The 16,174-nt window shown below is 64.0% G+C and carries 16 protein-coding genes; 7 read left to right on the top strand and 9 right to left on the bottom strand.

All coding sequences use genetic code 11. The features are described 5' to 3' along the window. Positions 1-165 precede the first annotated feature (165 nt). The 7 genes from E8K79_RS06395 to E8K79_RS21490 all read left to right on the top strand — a co-directional run bounded on the left by E8K79_RS06395 (position 166) and on the right by E8K79_RS21490 (position 6,007). On the top strand, positions 166-603 hold the full coding sequence (locus E8K79_RS06395) for a MarR family winged helix-turn-helix transcriptional regulator (protein ID WP_129127826.1): 438 nt from the start codon (positions 166-168) through the stop codon (positions 601-603). A gap of 102 nt (positions 604-705) precedes the next feature. Next, the gene (locus E8K79_RS06390) at positions 706-1,299 is read left to right on the top strand and encodes a YceI family protein (protein WP_136514017.1); all 594 of its coding nucleotides are present in this window, start codon (positions 706-708) and stop codon (positions 1,297-1,299) included. Between the two features lie 299 nt (positions 1,300-1,598). Continuing rightward, on the top strand, positions 1,599-2,291 hold the full coding sequence (locus tag E8K79_RS06385; RefSeq protein ID WP_136514015.1) for a cobalamin B12-binding domain-containing protein: 693 nt from the start codon (positions 1,599-1,601) through the stop codon (positions 2,289-2,291). Further along, positions 2,288-3,322 (top strand): uroporphyrinogen decarboxylase family protein, encoded by a 1,035-nt coding sequence (locus E8K79_RS06380; protein WP_136514014.1) that lies wholly within the window; start codon positions 2,288-2,290, stop codon positions 3,320-3,322. Before E8K79_RS06385 ends, E8K79_RS06380 begins: the two co-directional genes overlap by 4 nt. Continuing rightward, complete coding sequence (locus E8K79_RS06375) at positions 3,319-3,909, top strand: DUF1638 domain-containing protein (RefSeq protein WP_136514013.1); 591 nt, start codon at positions 3,319-3,321, stop codon at positions 3,907-3,909. The genes E8K79_RS06380 and E8K79_RS06375 overlap by 4 nt, the downstream gene beginning before the upstream one ends. Beyond that, entirely contained in the window at positions 3,906-5,687 is a 1,782-nt protein-coding gene (locus E8K79_RS06370; RefSeq protein WP_136514012.1) for an ATP-binding protein, read from the top strand. The genes E8K79_RS06375 and E8K79_RS06370 overlap by 4 nt, the downstream gene beginning before the upstream one ends. An 11-nt stretch (positions 5,688-5,698) precedes the next feature. After that, positions 5,699-6,007, top strand: coding sequence for a response regulator (locus tag E8K79_RS21490; protein ID WP_136514011.1), 309 nt, complete (start codon positions 5,699-5,701; stop codon positions 6,005-6,007). Positions 6,008-6,029: 22 nt separating this feature from the next. Here E8K79_RS21490 and E8K79_RS06360 read toward each other — a convergent pair whose 3' ends face one another. The 9 genes from E8K79_RS06360 to E8K79_RS06320 all read right to left on the bottom strand — a co-directional run bounded on the left by E8K79_RS06360 (position 6,030) and on the right by E8K79_RS06320 (position 16,174). After that, entirely contained in the window at positions 6,030-7,529 is a 1,500-nt protein-coding gene (locus tag E8K79_RS06360) for an ATP-binding protein (protein WP_136514010.1), read from the bottom strand. After that, complete coding sequence (locus tag E8K79_RS06355; protein WP_136514009.1) at positions 7,526-8,218, bottom strand: PAS domain S-box protein; 693 nt, start codon at positions 8,216-8,218, stop codon at positions 7,526-7,528. The genes E8K79_RS06360 and E8K79_RS06355 overlap by 4 nt, the downstream gene beginning before the upstream one ends. A gap of 53 nt (positions 8,219-8,271) precedes the next feature. Further along, positions 8,272-8,763, bottom strand: coding sequence for a chemotaxis protein CheW (locus tag E8K79_RS06350; RefSeq protein ID WP_135872776.1), 492 nt, complete (start codon positions 8,761-8,763; stop codon positions 8,272-8,274). 16 nt (positions 8,764-8,779) lie between these two features. Then, positions 8,780-10,414 (bottom strand): methyl-accepting chemotaxis protein, encoded by a 1,635-nt coding sequence (locus tag E8K79_RS06345; protein ID WP_135872774.1) that lies wholly within the window; start codon positions 10,412-10,414, stop codon positions 8,780-8,782. Positions 10,415-10,699: 285 nt separating this feature from the next. Then, positions 10,700-12,067 carry a sigma-54-dependent transcriptional regulator gene (locus E8K79_RS06340; RefSeq protein ID WP_136514008.1) on the bottom strand — a complete coding sequence of 456 codons (1,368 nt, stop codon included), beginning with the start codon at positions 12,065-12,067 and terminating at the stop codon, positions 10,700-10,702. A gap of 103 nt (positions 12,068-12,170) precedes the next feature. Then, positions 12,171-12,836: a HesA/MoeB/ThiF family protein gene (locus E8K79_RS06335; protein ID WP_136514007.1), complete on the bottom strand. Its 666-nt coding sequence runs from the start codon at positions 12,834-12,836 to the stop codon at positions 12,171-12,173. Between the two features lies 1 nt (position 12,837). Beyond that, complete coding sequence (locus tag E8K79_RS06330; protein ID WP_136514006.1) at positions 12,838-13,122, bottom strand: MoaD/ThiS family protein; 285 nt, start codon at positions 13,120-13,122, stop codon at positions 12,838-12,840. An 11-nt stretch (positions 13,123-13,133) separates the two neighbouring features. Continuing rightward, the gene (locus E8K79_RS06325; protein ID WP_246043751.1) at positions 13,134-14,360 is read right to left on the bottom strand and encodes an NAD(P)/FAD-dependent oxidoreductase; all 1,227 of its coding nucleotides are present in this window, start codon (positions 14,358-14,360) and stop codon (positions 13,134-13,136) included. A gap of 11 nt (positions 14,361-14,371) precedes the next feature. Then, positions 14,372-16,174 (bottom strand): aldehyde ferredoxin oxidoreductase family protein, encoded by a 1,803-nt coding sequence (locus tag E8K79_RS06320; RefSeq protein ID WP_136514005.1) that lies wholly within the window; start codon positions 16,172-16,174, stop codon positions 14,372-14,374.

Raw genomic sequence — 16,174 nt, 5'->3', positions numbered from 1 at the left:
CCATTAAAAGCCGGCGTTGGCAAGTATCGCCACGCCGGTTACCCTTGCCGAACGATGACTTACCGTTTTTTTTGCAAACCCGTAAAAATTATAGTTTGACATTTAATCGTTTCAGTTGTAGCTTTAGATCGTCGACAAGATGTTGAGAGCAAACGGAGAGAGATCATGAAAAAGGACGGCACTTCCAAACTCGCGCTGAACACCTACACGAAGCTCATGCGTGGCGCCGAATCCGTGACCGGAAGGGTGGGACGCAAGATGTCCGAGGCGGGTCTCACCATAAGCCAGTTCGGCGTGCTCGAGGCCCTCCTGCACAAGGGTCCCCTGTGCCAGCGCGACGTCGCGTCGAAGATACTGAAAAGCACCGGCAACATCACCCTCGTCATCGACAACCTGGAAAAACAGGGGCTCGTCCTGCGCGAGCGTTCCCTGGAAGACCGCCGCTTCTGCACCGTCATCCTTACCCAGAAGGGACGCACGCTGATCGAGGCCACCTTCGCCGAAGTCGAGGCGGCCATCGTTGCCGAGATGGGGGTGCTGACCGATGAAGAACAACAAACCCTGGGCAGGATCTGCAAAAAACTCGGATTACGGGAGGGATGACGGGAAGAACGAGAACGGCTTTTTTTTAGGATAATAATTTAACATCAAAAGACAACAACTCAAACGAAAAGAGAACTCGCAAAGGGAAAAAGGAGAAACGCCATGAAAAGAACGATCGCAACCATCGCCGCAGTAGCAGCTTTTGCCCTTCCAGCCCTTGCCTCCGCATCCACTTGGAACATCGACCCGGACCACTCTAACGTCGGCTTCAAGGTCCGTCACCTGATGGTATCCAACGTGAAGGGGAGCTTCGAAAAGCAAAAAGGGACCGTCGAGATCAACGACAAGGACATCACCAAGTCCAAGGTCGCCGTCACCATCGAGACCGCCTCGGTGAACACCAACGTCGCCAAGCGTGACGAGCACTTAAGGAGTGCGGATTTCTTCGACGTCGCCAAGTACCCGACCATGACCTTCGTATCCAAGAGTGTCGCGAAAGCCGGCAAAGGAAAGCTCAGGGTGACCGGCGACCTGACGCTGCACGGGGTGACCAAGCAGGTGGTGCTGAACGTCGAAGGGCCGGCGAAGGAGAGCAAGGACCCGTGGGGCAACATGAGAAGCGGCGTCGTGGCAAGCACCAAGATCAACCGCAAGGACTTCGGCCTGGTCTACAACGCGGCCCTCGAGACCGGCGGCGTGGCGGTAGGCGAAGAGGTCGACATCAACCTCGAGATCGAGATGATAAAAGCAAAGTAACTAAGCATGTCACAAAAAGGCTGCGCCGGGTCCGCTCGCGGAAAGGCGCAGCCTTTTCCCACTCCCATTGTCTGAAGAAACGACCTGAACAAGTTTTTTACTATACGCCCCACGATCTTACTGTCATCGCCCTCCTTGTACCCACATCCTTTCCTCAGTTAAATCGTAATTGACTGTGAACAAACCTCATATATACTGCTCCAGAAAATCAGACTTTCAACCATACTCACTTAATTGACTATTCCTAGTACAAACAAGGATGCAGTTATCCATCAATCGGACCGGGAGGCTATACGGCGATGTCATCAAGTGGTGCTGGATGTGATTGCGAGGGATTGTATCGGCAACTGCTGGACGCGATGATCAACGCGAACCGTGCCCGCGCTGCCGAGGTCGTCGAGAGCGCGCTCGCAGGCGGCATCCCCCCTGCCGAGGTCATCACGCACATCCTGGACCCTGCCATTGTGGAACTCGGAACGCGGTGGGAGGGCGAATCCATTTCGCTTGCCCAGAACTTCATCGCCTCGAAGATCGCCGAGGACGCCCTTTTGCGCTGCCTCCCCGACCGGGAGGATCCCGATTGTCGCAAGGGGGTGGCCGTGATCGGCAACATCGAGGACGACTTCCACAGCCTGGGACGGCGGACGGTGGGGCTCTTCCTCGGCGCGGCGGGATGGCAGGTCGTAGATCTGGGCAACGACGTCCCCGCCGAGCAGTTCCTGGAAAAGGCGCTCGAAGTCGGGGCCCGCGTCATCGGCGTCTCGGCGATGATGCAGACCACCGCCATCAACATCAAAAAATTGCGCGAACTGATCGATCGAGAGGGGGAAAGGGACCACATCAAGCTCGCAGTTGGCGGCGCGGTCTTCAACTGGCGCCCCGAGCTGGTGACCGAGGTGGGGGGCGACGGCACCACGAGAAACGCGATCGGCGCGGACCAGCTCTTCACTGCCCTTCAGGAGCAGGCCCTGGCGCGGGAGCTTTCATCATGAACTCCTACCGTCGCGTCATGAACACCCTCGGCGGACTCCCAGTGGACCGGCCGCCTGTCTTCGCGGTGCTGGGTGCCTACGGAGCCGCACTCACCGGCTGCGACCTGCGCACCCTCTACAGCGACCCCGCCGCCTACCTTGCCGGCCAAAAGGCCGTGCAGGAGAGCTACGGCTTTGACCTCGTGCTTGCCCCCTTCGACTTCAGCGCCATCTCCGAGGCCTTCGGCGGAGAAACCGTATGGGGACGACTGCAGACCCCGAACGTCAGGCGTCCCCCCGCAGGTAGCGTCGCCGAGGCGCTCGCCATGCCGCTGCCGTCCCTCTCCTCGACCGGGCGTCTGCCCGTAGCACTTGAGGCGACCAGGGGGCTTGCCCGGTGCTACAAGGAGGAGGTACCGGTGATCGCGGTACTTCCCGGCCCCGGAGTTTTCCCCGCGCTCTTGATCGGGCTTGAGAGCTGGCTGGAGACGGTCCTTTTCGAGCCGGACCAGGCGGCACGACTCCTCGCACACAGCGCTCACTTTCTCATCGCCTTCGCCGACGCCCTTCTCGAGGCGGGTGCCGACTGCCTCGTCTTCACCGAAGGGATGGCCTCTGCCGAGATCGCGCCGCGCGAACTCTTCGCCGAAGCGATCCTGCCCCACCTGACCGACGTGCTCCGCGCGATAAACGGCCCCAAGGTGATCAGCAGTACCGGGGGACGCATGAACCACGTGCTCGACCTCCTCCCGGGGCTTCCCGGGGTGGTCGGTGCCATCGTCGGCTCCAGGGACGACATCGCCGAGTCGCGCCGGCTCACCCCACCGGGATTCAACCTGATCGGCAACCTCGACAACCTGGCCTTCGCCTCCGCCGGCTCCGCAAAGATCGGCCGCCTCGCCCTCGACTGCCTGTCGGTCGCGGCTCCGGCCGGCCACTTCGTGCTGTCCAACTCCGGCGGCGACCTCCCGCAGGAGACTCCAGCGGCGAACCTGAAGGCGTTCAAGGAGAGCGTCTCCCTCCACCGCGCAGGCCACGGAGAGGTGGCATGACAAGGGAAACCGTTTGGCTGGCCTGCGGCGTCCTGCGCGAGGAGCTTACGCGGCTGCGCCATGACGGCGGGATCGACGGGAAACTGACCTTCCTCGACTCCCTACTGCACATGAACCCTCCACTTCTCGAATCAACGCTCAGCGAGGAGCTGCGGCGCCGCCGCGAAGAGGGAGACCGCATCGTGCTCGTTTACGGCGACTGCTGCGCGGGGATGCTCGATCTCGCCCGCGAGTCCGGGGCGGGGCGGGTGGACGCGATCAACTGCGCCCAGTTGCTCCTCGGCAGGAAGCGTTATCGCGAGCTGATGCGCGAGGAGGCCTTCCTGGTGCTGCCGGAATGGGCGGAGCGCTGGGAGGAGGTCATGACGGACGCCCTGGGACCCGACCCCGCCACGGCGCGCGAGCTGCTGGGGGAGCACCGTTCCGTGCTGGTCTATCTCGACACAGGAATCGTGCCGGTTCCCGAAGTGCAGATGGAGGCTTTCTCCGCCTACAGCGGTCTTCCCTGGCGTGTGGAGAGGGTGCGGCTCGAAACGGCTCTGGCCGGGCTTTTGGAGGCTGAAGCACGCGAAGGGGATGAGACGTGACGGATCAAAAGAGCGGTGAATTATCTCCAGCGGCGCAGCTCATGGCGGTCGAGGTTATCTCGGAGCTGCTCGTTTCGTCGTCTCCGCACGAGCTTGGCGCGGTGCTGACAGAACACCTGCGCGAACTGACCGGGGCGCGGACCGTGATCGTGCTGCTGCACGACGAGACACGTTCACCGGGGCACGAGCTCTTGAACGTGAGCCCGCAGCGCCGCAGCGCCATGTTCACCCCGGAAGAGCTAGAGCTTTTCTGCTACAAGAGGGTTCCCGAGCGGCTGCCACTCACACCGGACCAGCTCGACGAGCGGCACCCGCTGTCCGCCACGTTGCGCCGCGCCGGGATCCGCTCGATGATGCGCTACCGCCTGGTTGCGGCCGGCGAGATCATCGGGGTTTTGCTCCTCTTCGACCTGCACGCGCTGCACCGCATCGAGGAGGTGAACCAGATCATAGCCCTCCTCTCCCCCCCGATCGCCCTCGCACTGAAAAACGCCATCGCCTTCCGCGTCATCGAACAACAGGCGCTCGTCCTGGAACGGCGGGTGGAGGAGCGGACCGCAGAGCTCACCGAAGCCCAGGCGCTCCTCCAGGTGGCCGTCGACAGCTCCCCCTACCCCATCATGATCTGCGACGAGGATGGCAGGGTGCTTCAGCTGAGCGCGGGGTGGACCAGGCTCTCCGGGTACACCATGGCGGAGATCCCCACCCTCAAGGATTGGGCCACCGCGGCCTTCGGAGAAAAGAGCCCGACCGCCATGGAGTATCTGCGAGGGCTTTTCGCCATAGAGAAGACTGCGTACAACGGGGAGTGGAGCTTCAACTCCAAGGAAGGCTCGGCACGCACCTGGGATTTCCAGACCACACCGCTTGGCAGGGTGAGCAAGGGGAAGCGGGTCCTCCTGGTGATGGCCACGGACGTCACCGAGCGTAAAAAGGCTGAAGAGGAGAGGAATCGGCTGGAGGCCCAGCTGCTTCAGGCGCAGAAGCTCGAATCGGTCGGACGCCTGGCGGGGGGCGTCGCACACGACTTCAACAACATGCTGAGCGTGATCCTAGGACACGCGAACCTGGCGCTTATGGACCTCCCCCCCGGGGACCGGCTGCAGGCCGGACTCGAAGAGATCAGGAAGGCGGCGGAACGCTCGGCCAACCTCACCCGCCAGTTGCTCGCCTTCGCCCGCAAGCAGACAATTTCCCCGAAGCTGCTCGACCTGAACGAGACGGTCGGCAGCATGCTCAGCATGCTGCAAAGGCTTATCGGAGAGCGTATCGAACTGGTCTGGAAACCCGCCCCCGCGCTTTGGAGCGTGCTGATCGACCCGTCCCAGGTGGACCAGATATTGGCCAACCTCTGCGTCAACGCGCGCGACAGCATAAAAGAGATAGGAAGCATCGTCATCGAGACGGCCAACAGCGCAGTGGACACTGAGCGTTGCGCCAGCGAAGGGGTTTCTCCCGGCGACTTCGTTCGCCTAAGCATCCGTGACACCGGCTGCGGCATGGCGCCTGAGACCCTGGCCCATGCCTTCGAGCCCTTCTTCACCACCAAGGAGGTGGGTGCTGGTACCGGCCTGGGCCTTGCCACCGTTTACGGCGTGGCGAGGCAGAACGGGGGATGGGTCGACGTGGACAGCGAGGTCGGGCAAGGGACCACCGTCTCCGTCTACCTGCCGCGCCACAGGAATAAACAGGTGCATGAGGGGGGAAGCCTCCCGGAGCAGCCCCCCCCAGCGGCAAGGAGACCGTCCTGCTGGTCGAGGACGAGAGCGCCATCCTGAACATCGTCACCATGATGCTCGCCAAGCAGGGGTACCAAGTGCTCCCTGCCACCTCGCCCAAAGAAGCGATGGAGCTTGCCAGGAACCACCAGGGGAAGATCAGCCTTCTCATCACCGACGTCATCATGCCCGAGATGAACGGCCAAGAACTCGCCGGGCTCCTGCTCGCCGGGAACCCGGAGCTGAGATGCCTGTTCATTTCCGGCTACACCGCGGACCTGATCGCCCACCACGGCGTGCTGGACGAGGGTGTGCACTTCGTTCAGAAGCCTTTTTCCATACCTGAGCTTGCCGCCAAGGTGCGCGAGGCGCTCGCCTGAACCTCAAGGGGGGCTTTGGTCACTACTCCTGCGCCTCCCGCTCCACGCCGGCGCGCAAAAAGGCGATGGTGAGCTTCAACTCCAGCCGGAAATCGGCCAGCGCCTGCGCCGACTCCCCCTCCCCCTTGAGCGCGCTTTCCAGCCGCTGCGCCGCCCGCTGCAGCGGCTGGGCCGCCAGTACCCCCGCGATCCCCTTCACCGAGTGGGCGAGCCGTGCCGCCTCATCCAGCCTTCCTGCAGCCACCTCGCCCTCGATCTCCTCGCCTTGTTCACGGTACTCGAACTCGAACTGTCCCAGCAGGTCCAGGTACAGGCGCCGGTCACCGCCGGTCTGCCGCACGCCGGTCTCAAAATCCACCCGCGGCAGCGTTTGTCCGGCCGGCGACGCTTCCGCCATATCGTTTGCCTCCCCCCTCGTCGGGACTGCCCCGTCGTCATCGAGCCAGACCGCGATGGCGCCGTAGAGCGTCCCGGGGGTGAATGGCTTCGCGATGTGTGCGTTCATCCCGGCGGCGAGGCTTGCCTCAACGTCGCGTTCCATGGCGTTCGCGGAGATGGCGAGGATGGGAAGCGAGGCGGCGCCGGGGCGGTCCAGGGCCCGGATGTGCCGGGCCGCCGTGAGCCCATCCATGACCGGCATCTGGATGTCCATCAGCACCAGGTCGAAGTCGTTACGCTTCACCTGCTCCACCGCATCCGCACCGTTACCGGCCACCGATACCTGCAGCCCGGCCCGCTCCAAAAGCGCCAGCGCCACCTTCTGGTTGAACTGGTTATCCTCGACGAGGAGGACGTGCTGCTGACGGAACCTCCCTACGCGGGACTCCCTGTGCTGCGGCACCTGTCCCCTTACGCTCGCGATGCCGAAGGGGAGACGGAAGGAGAAGGTGCTCCCGAGACCGGCGACGCTTTCGCACCAGATCTCCCCCTTCATCACGGCACAAAGACGCCTGCATATGGCGAGGCCGAGCCCGGTCCCTCCGTAGGTGCGGGTGATGGAGCCGTCGACCTGGGTGAACGCCTGGAAAAGCTGCGCCTGCTCATCCGCCAGCATACCTATGCCGGAGTCGCGCACCGCGAAGAGGAGTTCCGCCGAGGCGCCGTCGCGGCTTGCGAGCCGTACCGAAATACTGATGTAGCCGTGCCGAGTGAACTTGAGGGCGTTACTGAGCAGGTTGTTGAGGATCTGGGAAAGACGCATCGGGTCGCCAAGAAGCGACGGGGGGATCTCAGGGTCCAGTTCAACGGAGAGCTCCAGCCCCTGCTGCTCGGCCCGTGCCGAGTAGACGGAGAGGATCTCCTCCACCACGTCCCGGACGGAGAATTCCACCCGTTCGATCTCGAGCTTGCCCGCCTCGATCTTCGAGAAGTCGAGGATGTCGTTGATCACCTTCAGGAGCAGGTCCGCCGAGATCATCAGGGTCTGCAGGTAATCGCTTTGCTGTGACGTGAGCGCGGTCCCGGACAGCAGGTGGCTTGCCCCTACGATGGCGTTCATCGGCGTGCGGATCTCGTGGCTCATGTTGGCCAGAAACTCGCTCTTCGCAGCAGAGGCGCGGTCCGCCTCACGGCGAGTTCATTGGCATGCTGCACGGTCCGCAGCAGTTGGCGGTTCGCTTCCTCCTGTGCCCGGGTGCTCTGCCTGAGCGCCTCCTCGGCCTCCCTTCGCTTCGTCACGTCCCGAAAGGCCAGCACCGCACCGGGGTGCGTGCCGCCGCCAAGCGAGCTGCAGCTCAGGTCGGCATGGAAGGACGTTCCGTCCTTGCGCCACATGAGTTCGTCGAAGGAGCGCTGGCGGCTGCCGCCGAAGGCCGGGTTCAAAAGGCAGTTCGTCTTGCCGCACTCGGCGCAGCGTGCGGCGCCCCCTTCGTGCAGCACGGTGCGCAGGTCCCGCCCCTCCAGCTCCCCATCGCCGTAGCCTAAAAGCTCAAGGGCGGCACGGTTTACAAAAACCACCGTACCGGAGCCGTCGACCGCCACCACCCCTTCCTCGACCGATTCCAGAAGAAGGCTGGCCCGTTCCCCGGCCTCCCCCACCGTATTCCTCCGCCCCGGTGCCCAGCACCAGGCGAGGAACCATGCGAGCACTCCGCAAGAGATGAGCAGGGCGTACAGCCGCAGGTCCGGCATCACGCTGTCGTGCATCGCCAGCATGACCACCGCCAGCAGGGTCCCCCCCGCCGTTATCTTAAGCCCACGTTCCACGCTCATGACGCTTCCCCTATCGCTTCTGCAGCCTCACCGTCAGGGCCTTCGCCCTGCGGCTAGGCGGCATGCGCCTCCCAGTCCAGTTCGCTCAGCAGCAGAAGCTGTTCCGGGTCGATGACGATGAGGAGCCGCTCGCCGCGATCGATGACGCCGGTTACGCACTGCCTTCCGCCGCCTGCGGCGACGAGCGGAGGAGGAGGCTGGAGTTGTCCCTGCGGGACCCGGATCACCTCGGAGACCGCGTCCACCCGAAACCCCACCACCTTTTCCCCCACGGTCATCACCATGATGCGCGTATGGCTGTCGTTTTCCACGGCGCAGAGACCGAAGCGCTCACGCAGGGAGATGATGGGGATCACACCGCCGCGCAGGTTTATGATGCCGTCGACGTATGCCGGGGCGTTCGGGAGGCTCGTGATGACGGGAAGCCGCATGATCTCTCTCACACTCGCCACCTCCACCGCATACCCCTCGCCTCCCACGTGAAAGGTGACCAGTTGGAGCAGTTGCTGCGCCTTGCCCGCTACTATCTGAAGATCGTTAGCCATGACCGTTCTCCTTTTCCTAGGCCGCAAGCTTGAAGCGGCTCACCAGTTGCTGCAGTTCCTCGGCCTGCTGGGCGAGTTGCGCCGCCGCCATCGCCGTCTCCTCGGCACCGCGCGCCGTGTGGTGCACGACGTCCGTGATCTGCTGGATGTTGCTGGTCACCTCGGTGGTGGTGGCGGTCTGCTCTTCCGCTGCGGTCGCGATCTGGCTCACCTGCAGGGAAACCTCGCTGATGCACCTGAGGATGTCTTCCAGGGCCTCCCCGGAGCGCTGCGACGAAACCGCTCCCTTCTCGGCCTCCTTCACCCCCTCGTCCATGGCACGTACCGCCTCGCGGGTCTCGCCCTGGATCGCCTTGATCATGGCGCCGATCTCCTTGGTCGCCTTGCTGGTGCGCTCGGCGAGCGCCCGGACCTCGTCGGCCACCACCGCAAATCCACGCCCCTGCTCACCGGCCCTGGCGGCCTCGATGGCAGCGTTCAGTGCCAGGAGGTTCGTCTGGTCCGCGATGTCCTCGATGGTCCCGACGATGTCCCCGATCTCCTCGGAGCGAACCCCGAGCGCCTCGACCGTCTTCGAGGTGTTGCGTACCCGGTCTGCGATCTCGCCCATGCCGGTGATGGTTTCCTGCACCACCTTGGCGCCCCCTTGGGCCGACTCGGTCGACTGACGCGACGCCTCGGCGGCCAGCACGCAATTGCGGGCGATGTCCGCGCTTGTCGCCGCCATCTCCTCACTGCCGGTCGCCACGGTACCGGTCTGCGAGGCGACCTCTTCGGCACCGGTGGCGATCTGTGCCGAAGTCCCCTGCAGCTGCGTTGAGGCGGAGGCTATGCTGCTCGAGATGTGCACCGTCTGGGAAACCAGTTCCCGAAGGTTCGCCACCATGTGCCCCATCGCCGCCTGAAGTTGCCCGGTCTCGTCCTTGGAATCGACCATCACCTCCACGGTGAGATCCCCCTCGGCGAGCTGGTTTGCCACCTTGACCGCCTTGTCCAGGGGACGGGTGATCATGCGGGTGATCGTGACACCCAAGACCAGAGCGAGGACCAGCCCCAGGACCAGCAGTGCGCCGATGGTGCGGCCGGCTGCCACAGCGGCGAGTTCGTTGTTGTGCGCCGTCACTTTCCCCTGCTCCTCTTTGACCGACATCATCTTGTCGAGCAGCGCCTGCTGATCGAGGGCAGCCTGTTTCGCCACGCCGTGCAGGATCTCCCTGGCCTCCGCCTTTTTGCCCGACGCGTCCAGGGCAAGGATCTTGTCGACGTAGCCGAGGTAGCCCGACCGGGCCTTGGTGAAATCGGCGAAGAGGCGATGCCCGTCCTCGCTGACGATGCTTTTTTCGTACTGGCCGGCCAGATCGCCGATCTTCTGGCGCAAGCTCACCACCGTGTCAACGTAGAGCTTCCGCTGTGCCGGGTCGGTCGCCTCGACCGCGTCCCGCACGTTGATCCTCACGCGCTGGAAGCTGACGGACATCCCGGCCAGCTGCCCAAGCGGGACGGTAACCCTTTCGTAGGTCCTTTTCCCTTCCGCGTTGAGGTTGTTGGTTACCCTCATACCGATGAAGCCGATCACCGCCGCTATAACCGCAACGCAGGCGAACCCGGCCGCCAGCTTCGTTCCTACCTTGAGATCCCTTATCGTTCTCATTGTGAATCCTCCCGTGACTGCTCTGTGGCCGCGGAGCTTTGAAGGCTACCTCTCCGGCCGGTCCGTTTGCCCCTGTTCCCTGCGGAACAGTGCGGCGTCTGTACTGCAGTAAGGAGCACGACTGGTGCCAAGAGTGTTTTGTAATGTTTTCAAAGAGTTAGCTGAAGGAGGTGAGCACCGAGGTGTCCCCCTGCGGGACACCATGTACAGATTGGGGACGGGAGTAATGAGAAGGCGCGAGAGCTTAGGTGGGACGGCGACGGCAGTGCTGCGAGCCGGGGCCGGTCAGGCCCGGTAGAAGGCCTTACGGTTCACCTTGAGAAGCTGTGCCGCTTTCGACTTGTTACCGCCGCAGCGCTGCAGGGTGACGTCGAGGATCTGCTCGGTGAGGGCATCGAGGGAAAGCTCCTCCGGGGAGAGCGAGAGGTGGTAGCTGACACGGTCCCCGTCCGCTGCCGGTTCCACAGCCCCAGGGGAGGCACCGGCGAGAGCCAGGTGCGCGGGACGGATCAGTTCGTTGTCGGTGAGAATCGCCGCCCGCTCCAGGCAGTTGCGCAGCTCGCGCACGTTTCCCGGCCAGCGGTAGTTGAGCATCACCTCCATCGCCTGCGGCGAGATGCCGGGTAAAGGCTTCCCGAGGTGCTGGCGCAGCTGTTCGAGGATGTGGTCGCACAGGATCGGGATGTCGTCCTTTCTTTGGCAAAGCGGCGGAATGGTGAGCGGGAAGACGTTGATGCGGTGGTACAGGTCCTCGCGGAAGCGCCCGGCAGCGACCAGTTCGGCGAGGCTTCTGTTGGTGGCGACGATGACGCGGCAGGAAACGGGGATGGGGGTGTTGCTGCCGATCTTCTCGAAGACGCGCTCCTGCAGGACGCGCAAAAGCTTCGCCTGCAGTGCGAGCGGCATGTCGCCGATCTCATCGAGGAGGATGGTTCCCTTGCGGGCGAGGCTGAACTTCCCCTCGCGGTCGCGGTCAGCGCCGGTGAAGGCGCCGCGGACGTGTCCGAAGAGCTCGCTCTCCATCAGGTGCTCGGGAATTGCCGCGCAGTTCACCGCCACGAACTCGGCGGGAAGCCCCTTCCCCGCGAAGTGGATGGCGCGCGCCAGCACCTCCTTCCCCGAGCCGCTCTCGCCGTAGATCGCCACCGTGGTCTGTCGTGCCGCAGCGACACGCGCGGCGAGTTCCAGCACCTGCTTCATGGCGGCATTCACGGTGACGACGCTCTGGAAGGTGTACCGGTCCGAGAGCAGCCCCTTGATCTGCTCATTTTCGCGAACGATGTGCTGGTAATCGATGGCGCGCTTGATGGTGATGCGCAGGTCGTCAGGCTGGTAGGGTTTTTCCAGATAGTCGTAGGCGCCGCGCCGCATCGCCTCCACGGCGCTCTCGACGCTGCCGTGGGCCGTGATGACGATGATGGGAGGGGCCGCTTTGCGCTTTTGCACCTCCTCGATCAGGGCGAGCCCGTCCATCCTCGGCATGACCAGGTCGGAGAGGATCAGGTCGATCGGCTGCTGTTCCAGGAGCTCCAGCGCCTGCAGGCCGTCAACCGCGGTATGGACGGTATAGCCGATGTCGCGAAGCTGCTTCTCCAAAAGGAAGCGGAAGACCGGTTCATCATCTACGGCGAGTATTCTGGTGGTGTTGGGCATGTGGTGCGGGCTCCGGGGTTGCAGTTTCTCGTCTTATCGGCACGACAGCGGGAAGCTTGAGGAGGGCGGTTTGAACAAAGGACCTACAAGGGCCACATGGAAATCAGACGTCGAGGAAGGACAAGGAAAGGTCAACGAGATCGACCACCAGGAATCGATCCAGAAGCTTCGGCGCACCGCCGATGACACGGCAAAGCTCGCCGCACATGAGCCCCGCGATGACGAAGACGCTGTAAGGGCTCACCTCTATCGCCCCCGCCGGCTGCACGCTCCCCGCGTAGACCTCGGAAAGCGGCTGCGACTCCCCTTTCACCAGGGTCAGCACCTGCCCACGGTCACCCTGCACGCCGCCGTGGACGAAGCGGCAGCCGTCCGGCAGCGCGTCCCAGAGAGCGAAACGACCTTCATAGTTGTCGAGACAGTCGGCGACGAGCCGGACCCCGCCGGGAACGGCGAAGCCGCAGCCGATCCTCTCCTCGTGAATCACGACCTCGACCGTCGAGTTGATCGCCTGAAGGCGCTCCCGCGCCACTACCACCTTTTTCCTGCCGAGATCGCACTCCCCGTAGAGGCTCTGGCGGTGCAGATCCTCAAGGGCCACCACGCCATCATCATAGAGATGCAGGCGCCCCACCCCCGCGCGCGCCATGATCTGGCAGACGGTGGCGCCAAGACCGCCGACGCCTGCGACGAGGAGCTCGCTATCCCCGATCAGGCGCTGCCGGTCATCCCCCCAGAGAAGGCGCTGCCTCGCGTACCGTCCCTCCATGCTACCCTCCGGCACCGGGTGGAAAGAGCGCCAGGACGTCCCCGTCCCGCACCGGCGTCTCCAGCTTGTCCAGGTGCAGGATGTTGCGCCGGTTCAACAGGATGATGGTCCCCGTGTGCAGCATGCGCCGGTCGTCGATGAGCTTGTGCGTCACAGCAATGCGCTCTTCGGCCTGGAAGCGCTCCAAAAGCGACCCCACCGTATCCCCCTCGTAACAGGGAAGTTCCACGGACTCCCTTCCTCCGAGCATCATGCGCAGCGTTCCGTAAATCTGAAGAAACACCATGACCGTGCCCCTCAGGCGATCTGCCGCATGAAGCCCGCGTACCGGTTCTCCCCCTGCAGCGCCCGCTTTCCCGGAAACGGCAGTCTCGCGCGCACCATCTGGTAGTAGAGCCCGGAATCGTTGGTCTCCCCGATCACCACGGCGCCGACCACACGGTCCCTCTCGTCGAGAAACACCTTCCTAAAACGGCCGGAGGCGAGCGAGCCGTGCACGACGCAGCGCGGCGCCTCGTCGGAACAGAAACCGATCGCCGCCACCTCGAGGCCGAACACCTCGGTGATGTTGTTTTTCATGCCCCCTTCGTAGACGTGCTGAAGCCCGAGCATGTTGCAGGCCGCCACCTCCCCCTGCTCTACGGCGGTGATCCAGTTCCCCTGCACCGTCGTCTCCCCGGTGACGAAATCCTTCCCCTGCGCCGCATCCCCCGCGGCATAGACCGCGGGGTGCGAGGTGCGGCACCGCTCGTTAACGAGGATGCCGTCCTTAACGGCGAGCCCTGCCCCGGCGGCAAGCCTCGTGTTGGGGACCACCCCCTTACCCACGACGAGGGCGTCGGTCGCAAGCGTCCCACCCGAGGCGAGGGAGATTTGCAGCCGCTCCCCTTCCAGGACCTCGGTGATATCGTCCCGCTTGTGCAGGATCACCCCTGCTGCGCCGAAGTGCTCCTCCAAAAGCAGCGCCGACTCCGCGTCGAGCAGACGACTGAAGATGCGCCCCGAGGCGACGATCAGGTGACGCTCCACGTCCCGCGGGAGGTGAGAAAGCACCGGCACGCTCACAAGCCCCGCGCCAAGCGCGGTGACGCTTTTGGCCGGCTGCAAAAGGGACGCGAGCTTCTCCGCATCCGCCATGTGCCTGAGCGTACTGATGCGCCGGGAACCGGTTTTGAAGGGGCGCGCCTCACTCCCCATGGCAAGCAGGAGCGAGCCGAACCTGAGCGTCATGCCGTCCTCGAGACCGAGCTCGCGGCGCTCGGGGTCGAGGGACACGGCGTTTTTGCCGAAGAACGTCGTCACCCCCATCTCGTCGTAAAAGGGAAGATCCACGAGGTAGAGGTTCTCCCGGGGCGTCTTCCCGCCGATGAAGTACGGGGTGAGCACCCGGGAGTAAGCGGGACAAGGCTCCCGGTCCACGAGGGCTACGCTGACCGTGCGGTCGTGGCGGCGGATGGTCCTGATCGCCTGCAGTCCCGCCGCGCTGTTACCGACGATCACGATGTCGAACTGCAACATGGTCATCCCTTCCCCCGTTATGCAAGCCCCAGCGACTTCACCTTCGCCGCCGTCGGAATCCCCTTCTCCCATCCACGCACGTCGTAGTATTCCGAGAGCATCTCCGGCAGGTGCGAAACCGCCCCCTTCAGAGGCCCGTCCGGCAGCGGCTCCTCGAGGATCCGTTTCGGAAGGGTGTCCTGGGACGGGTCGATTCCCGCCTTCAGGTTGAACAGGCGCTCCAGGGTGTAGATCCGGTCGCCGATCTCCATCATCTGCTCGTCGGAATAGCCAAAACCGGTCGCCGCGTTGAAAAGGCGCGTCACCTGCGGGATGCCGATGCCAAAGGTGGTAAAAAGGCAGACGCCAGCGGAGTCGACCACCGCGGTCACGTCCTGGAACGCCTTCGCCCAAACCGCCTTCCCCGCCACCGCCTCGGGATCGAGTTTCTCCGGGACGCCAAGGATCTCCGGCGAGACGAGATAGCCGCGTACGTGGCACGCGCCGCGGTTACTGGTCGCGTACTCGAGCCCCATCCCCTGGATCGCCCGGCCGTCGTAGGCGGGGAACTCCTGCTTCTTCACCGACATGGAAAGCTCTGGCGCACCACAGCTTTCCGCGAGGCGGTAAGAGCCGAGCCCGGCCCTGACGCCGAAGCCTTCCCCCTTGCCGGTCATCTCCACGAGCCTGACCATCGCGTCCGCGTCGCCGAACTTAAGCGGCATGCCGGTGTCGGCGTCCCCTAAAAGGCCGCGCTCGTAGAGCTCCATCGCGCACGCCACCGTCGATCCCATGGTGATGGTGTCCATGCCGTACTCGTCGCAGAGGTAGTTCGCATGGACGATGGCGGCGAGATCCGACACGCCACAGGCGGCACCGAGCGACCAGAGCGTTTCGTACTCCGGCCCCTCACCGGCACCAGAGAAGCGCGGGTCGGCAAGCCTCGTCACCCTCCCGCAGGCGATGACGCACCCCATGCACCCCTTGTTGCGCTTCAAGAAGGTCTGCGCCAAGCGCTCGCCCGAGATCTCCTCGGCCTTGTCGAAGGTCCCGCACTGGGAGTTGCGCGTAGGCAATGCGCCGCTTTGGTTGATGATGTTGACGAGGACCGCGGTCCCGAGCGCCGGGAGTCCCTCCGAGGTCACCGGATGCTGACGCAGCATCTTGAGCGTATCGCGGGCCGCTGCACGGAAAGCAGCGTTGTCGGCCGTCGCCACGCCGCCGGTCCCGCGTACCGCAACGGCCTTCAGGTTCTTACTCCCCATGACCGCGCCGACGCCGCTACGGCCGGCGGCCCGGTGCTTGTCGTTCACGATGCAGGCGTAGCGCACGAGCGACTCACCGGCCGGGCCGATACAGGCGACCTTGGCATCGCCGTGGAACTCGGCGCGGATGGCGTCCTCGGTCTCGGCGGTGGTCTTTCCCCAGAGATGTCCGGCGTCGGCGAGTTCCGCCTCGCCGTTTTTGATCTTTAGGTAAACCGGGCTCTCCGCCTTACCCTCGATGATGACTAGGTCGTACCCCGCGTACTTAAGCTCGCAGGGGAAGTACCCGCCCGAGTTGGAACAGGCGATGGTCCCGGTGAGCGGCGACTTGGTCACCACCATGTACCGGCCGTTCGCGGCGCCGTAGGTCCCGGTGAGCGGGCCTGTGGCGAGGATCATCTTGTTCTCGGAGGAAAAGGGGTCGACGGTCGCATCGACCTCACTGGTAAGATATTTGGAAGCAAGTCCGCGCCCCCCGATGAAGGCGGCCGCCCACTCCATGTTGAGCGGCTCAACGGTACAGCTCTTGTCGGTCAGATTCACACGCAGCACTTTGCCATGCCAGCCGTTTCCCAT

It is taken from the genome of Geomonas edaphica, assembly GCF_004917075.1.
Taxonomy (GTDB): domain Bacteria; phylum Desulfobacterota; class Desulfuromonadia; order Geobacterales; family Geobacteraceae; genus Geomonas; species Geomonas edaphica.
The sequence above is the reverse complement of the archived record's forward strand: the minus strand, read 5'-3'. Positions and strand labels throughout refer to the sequence as shown.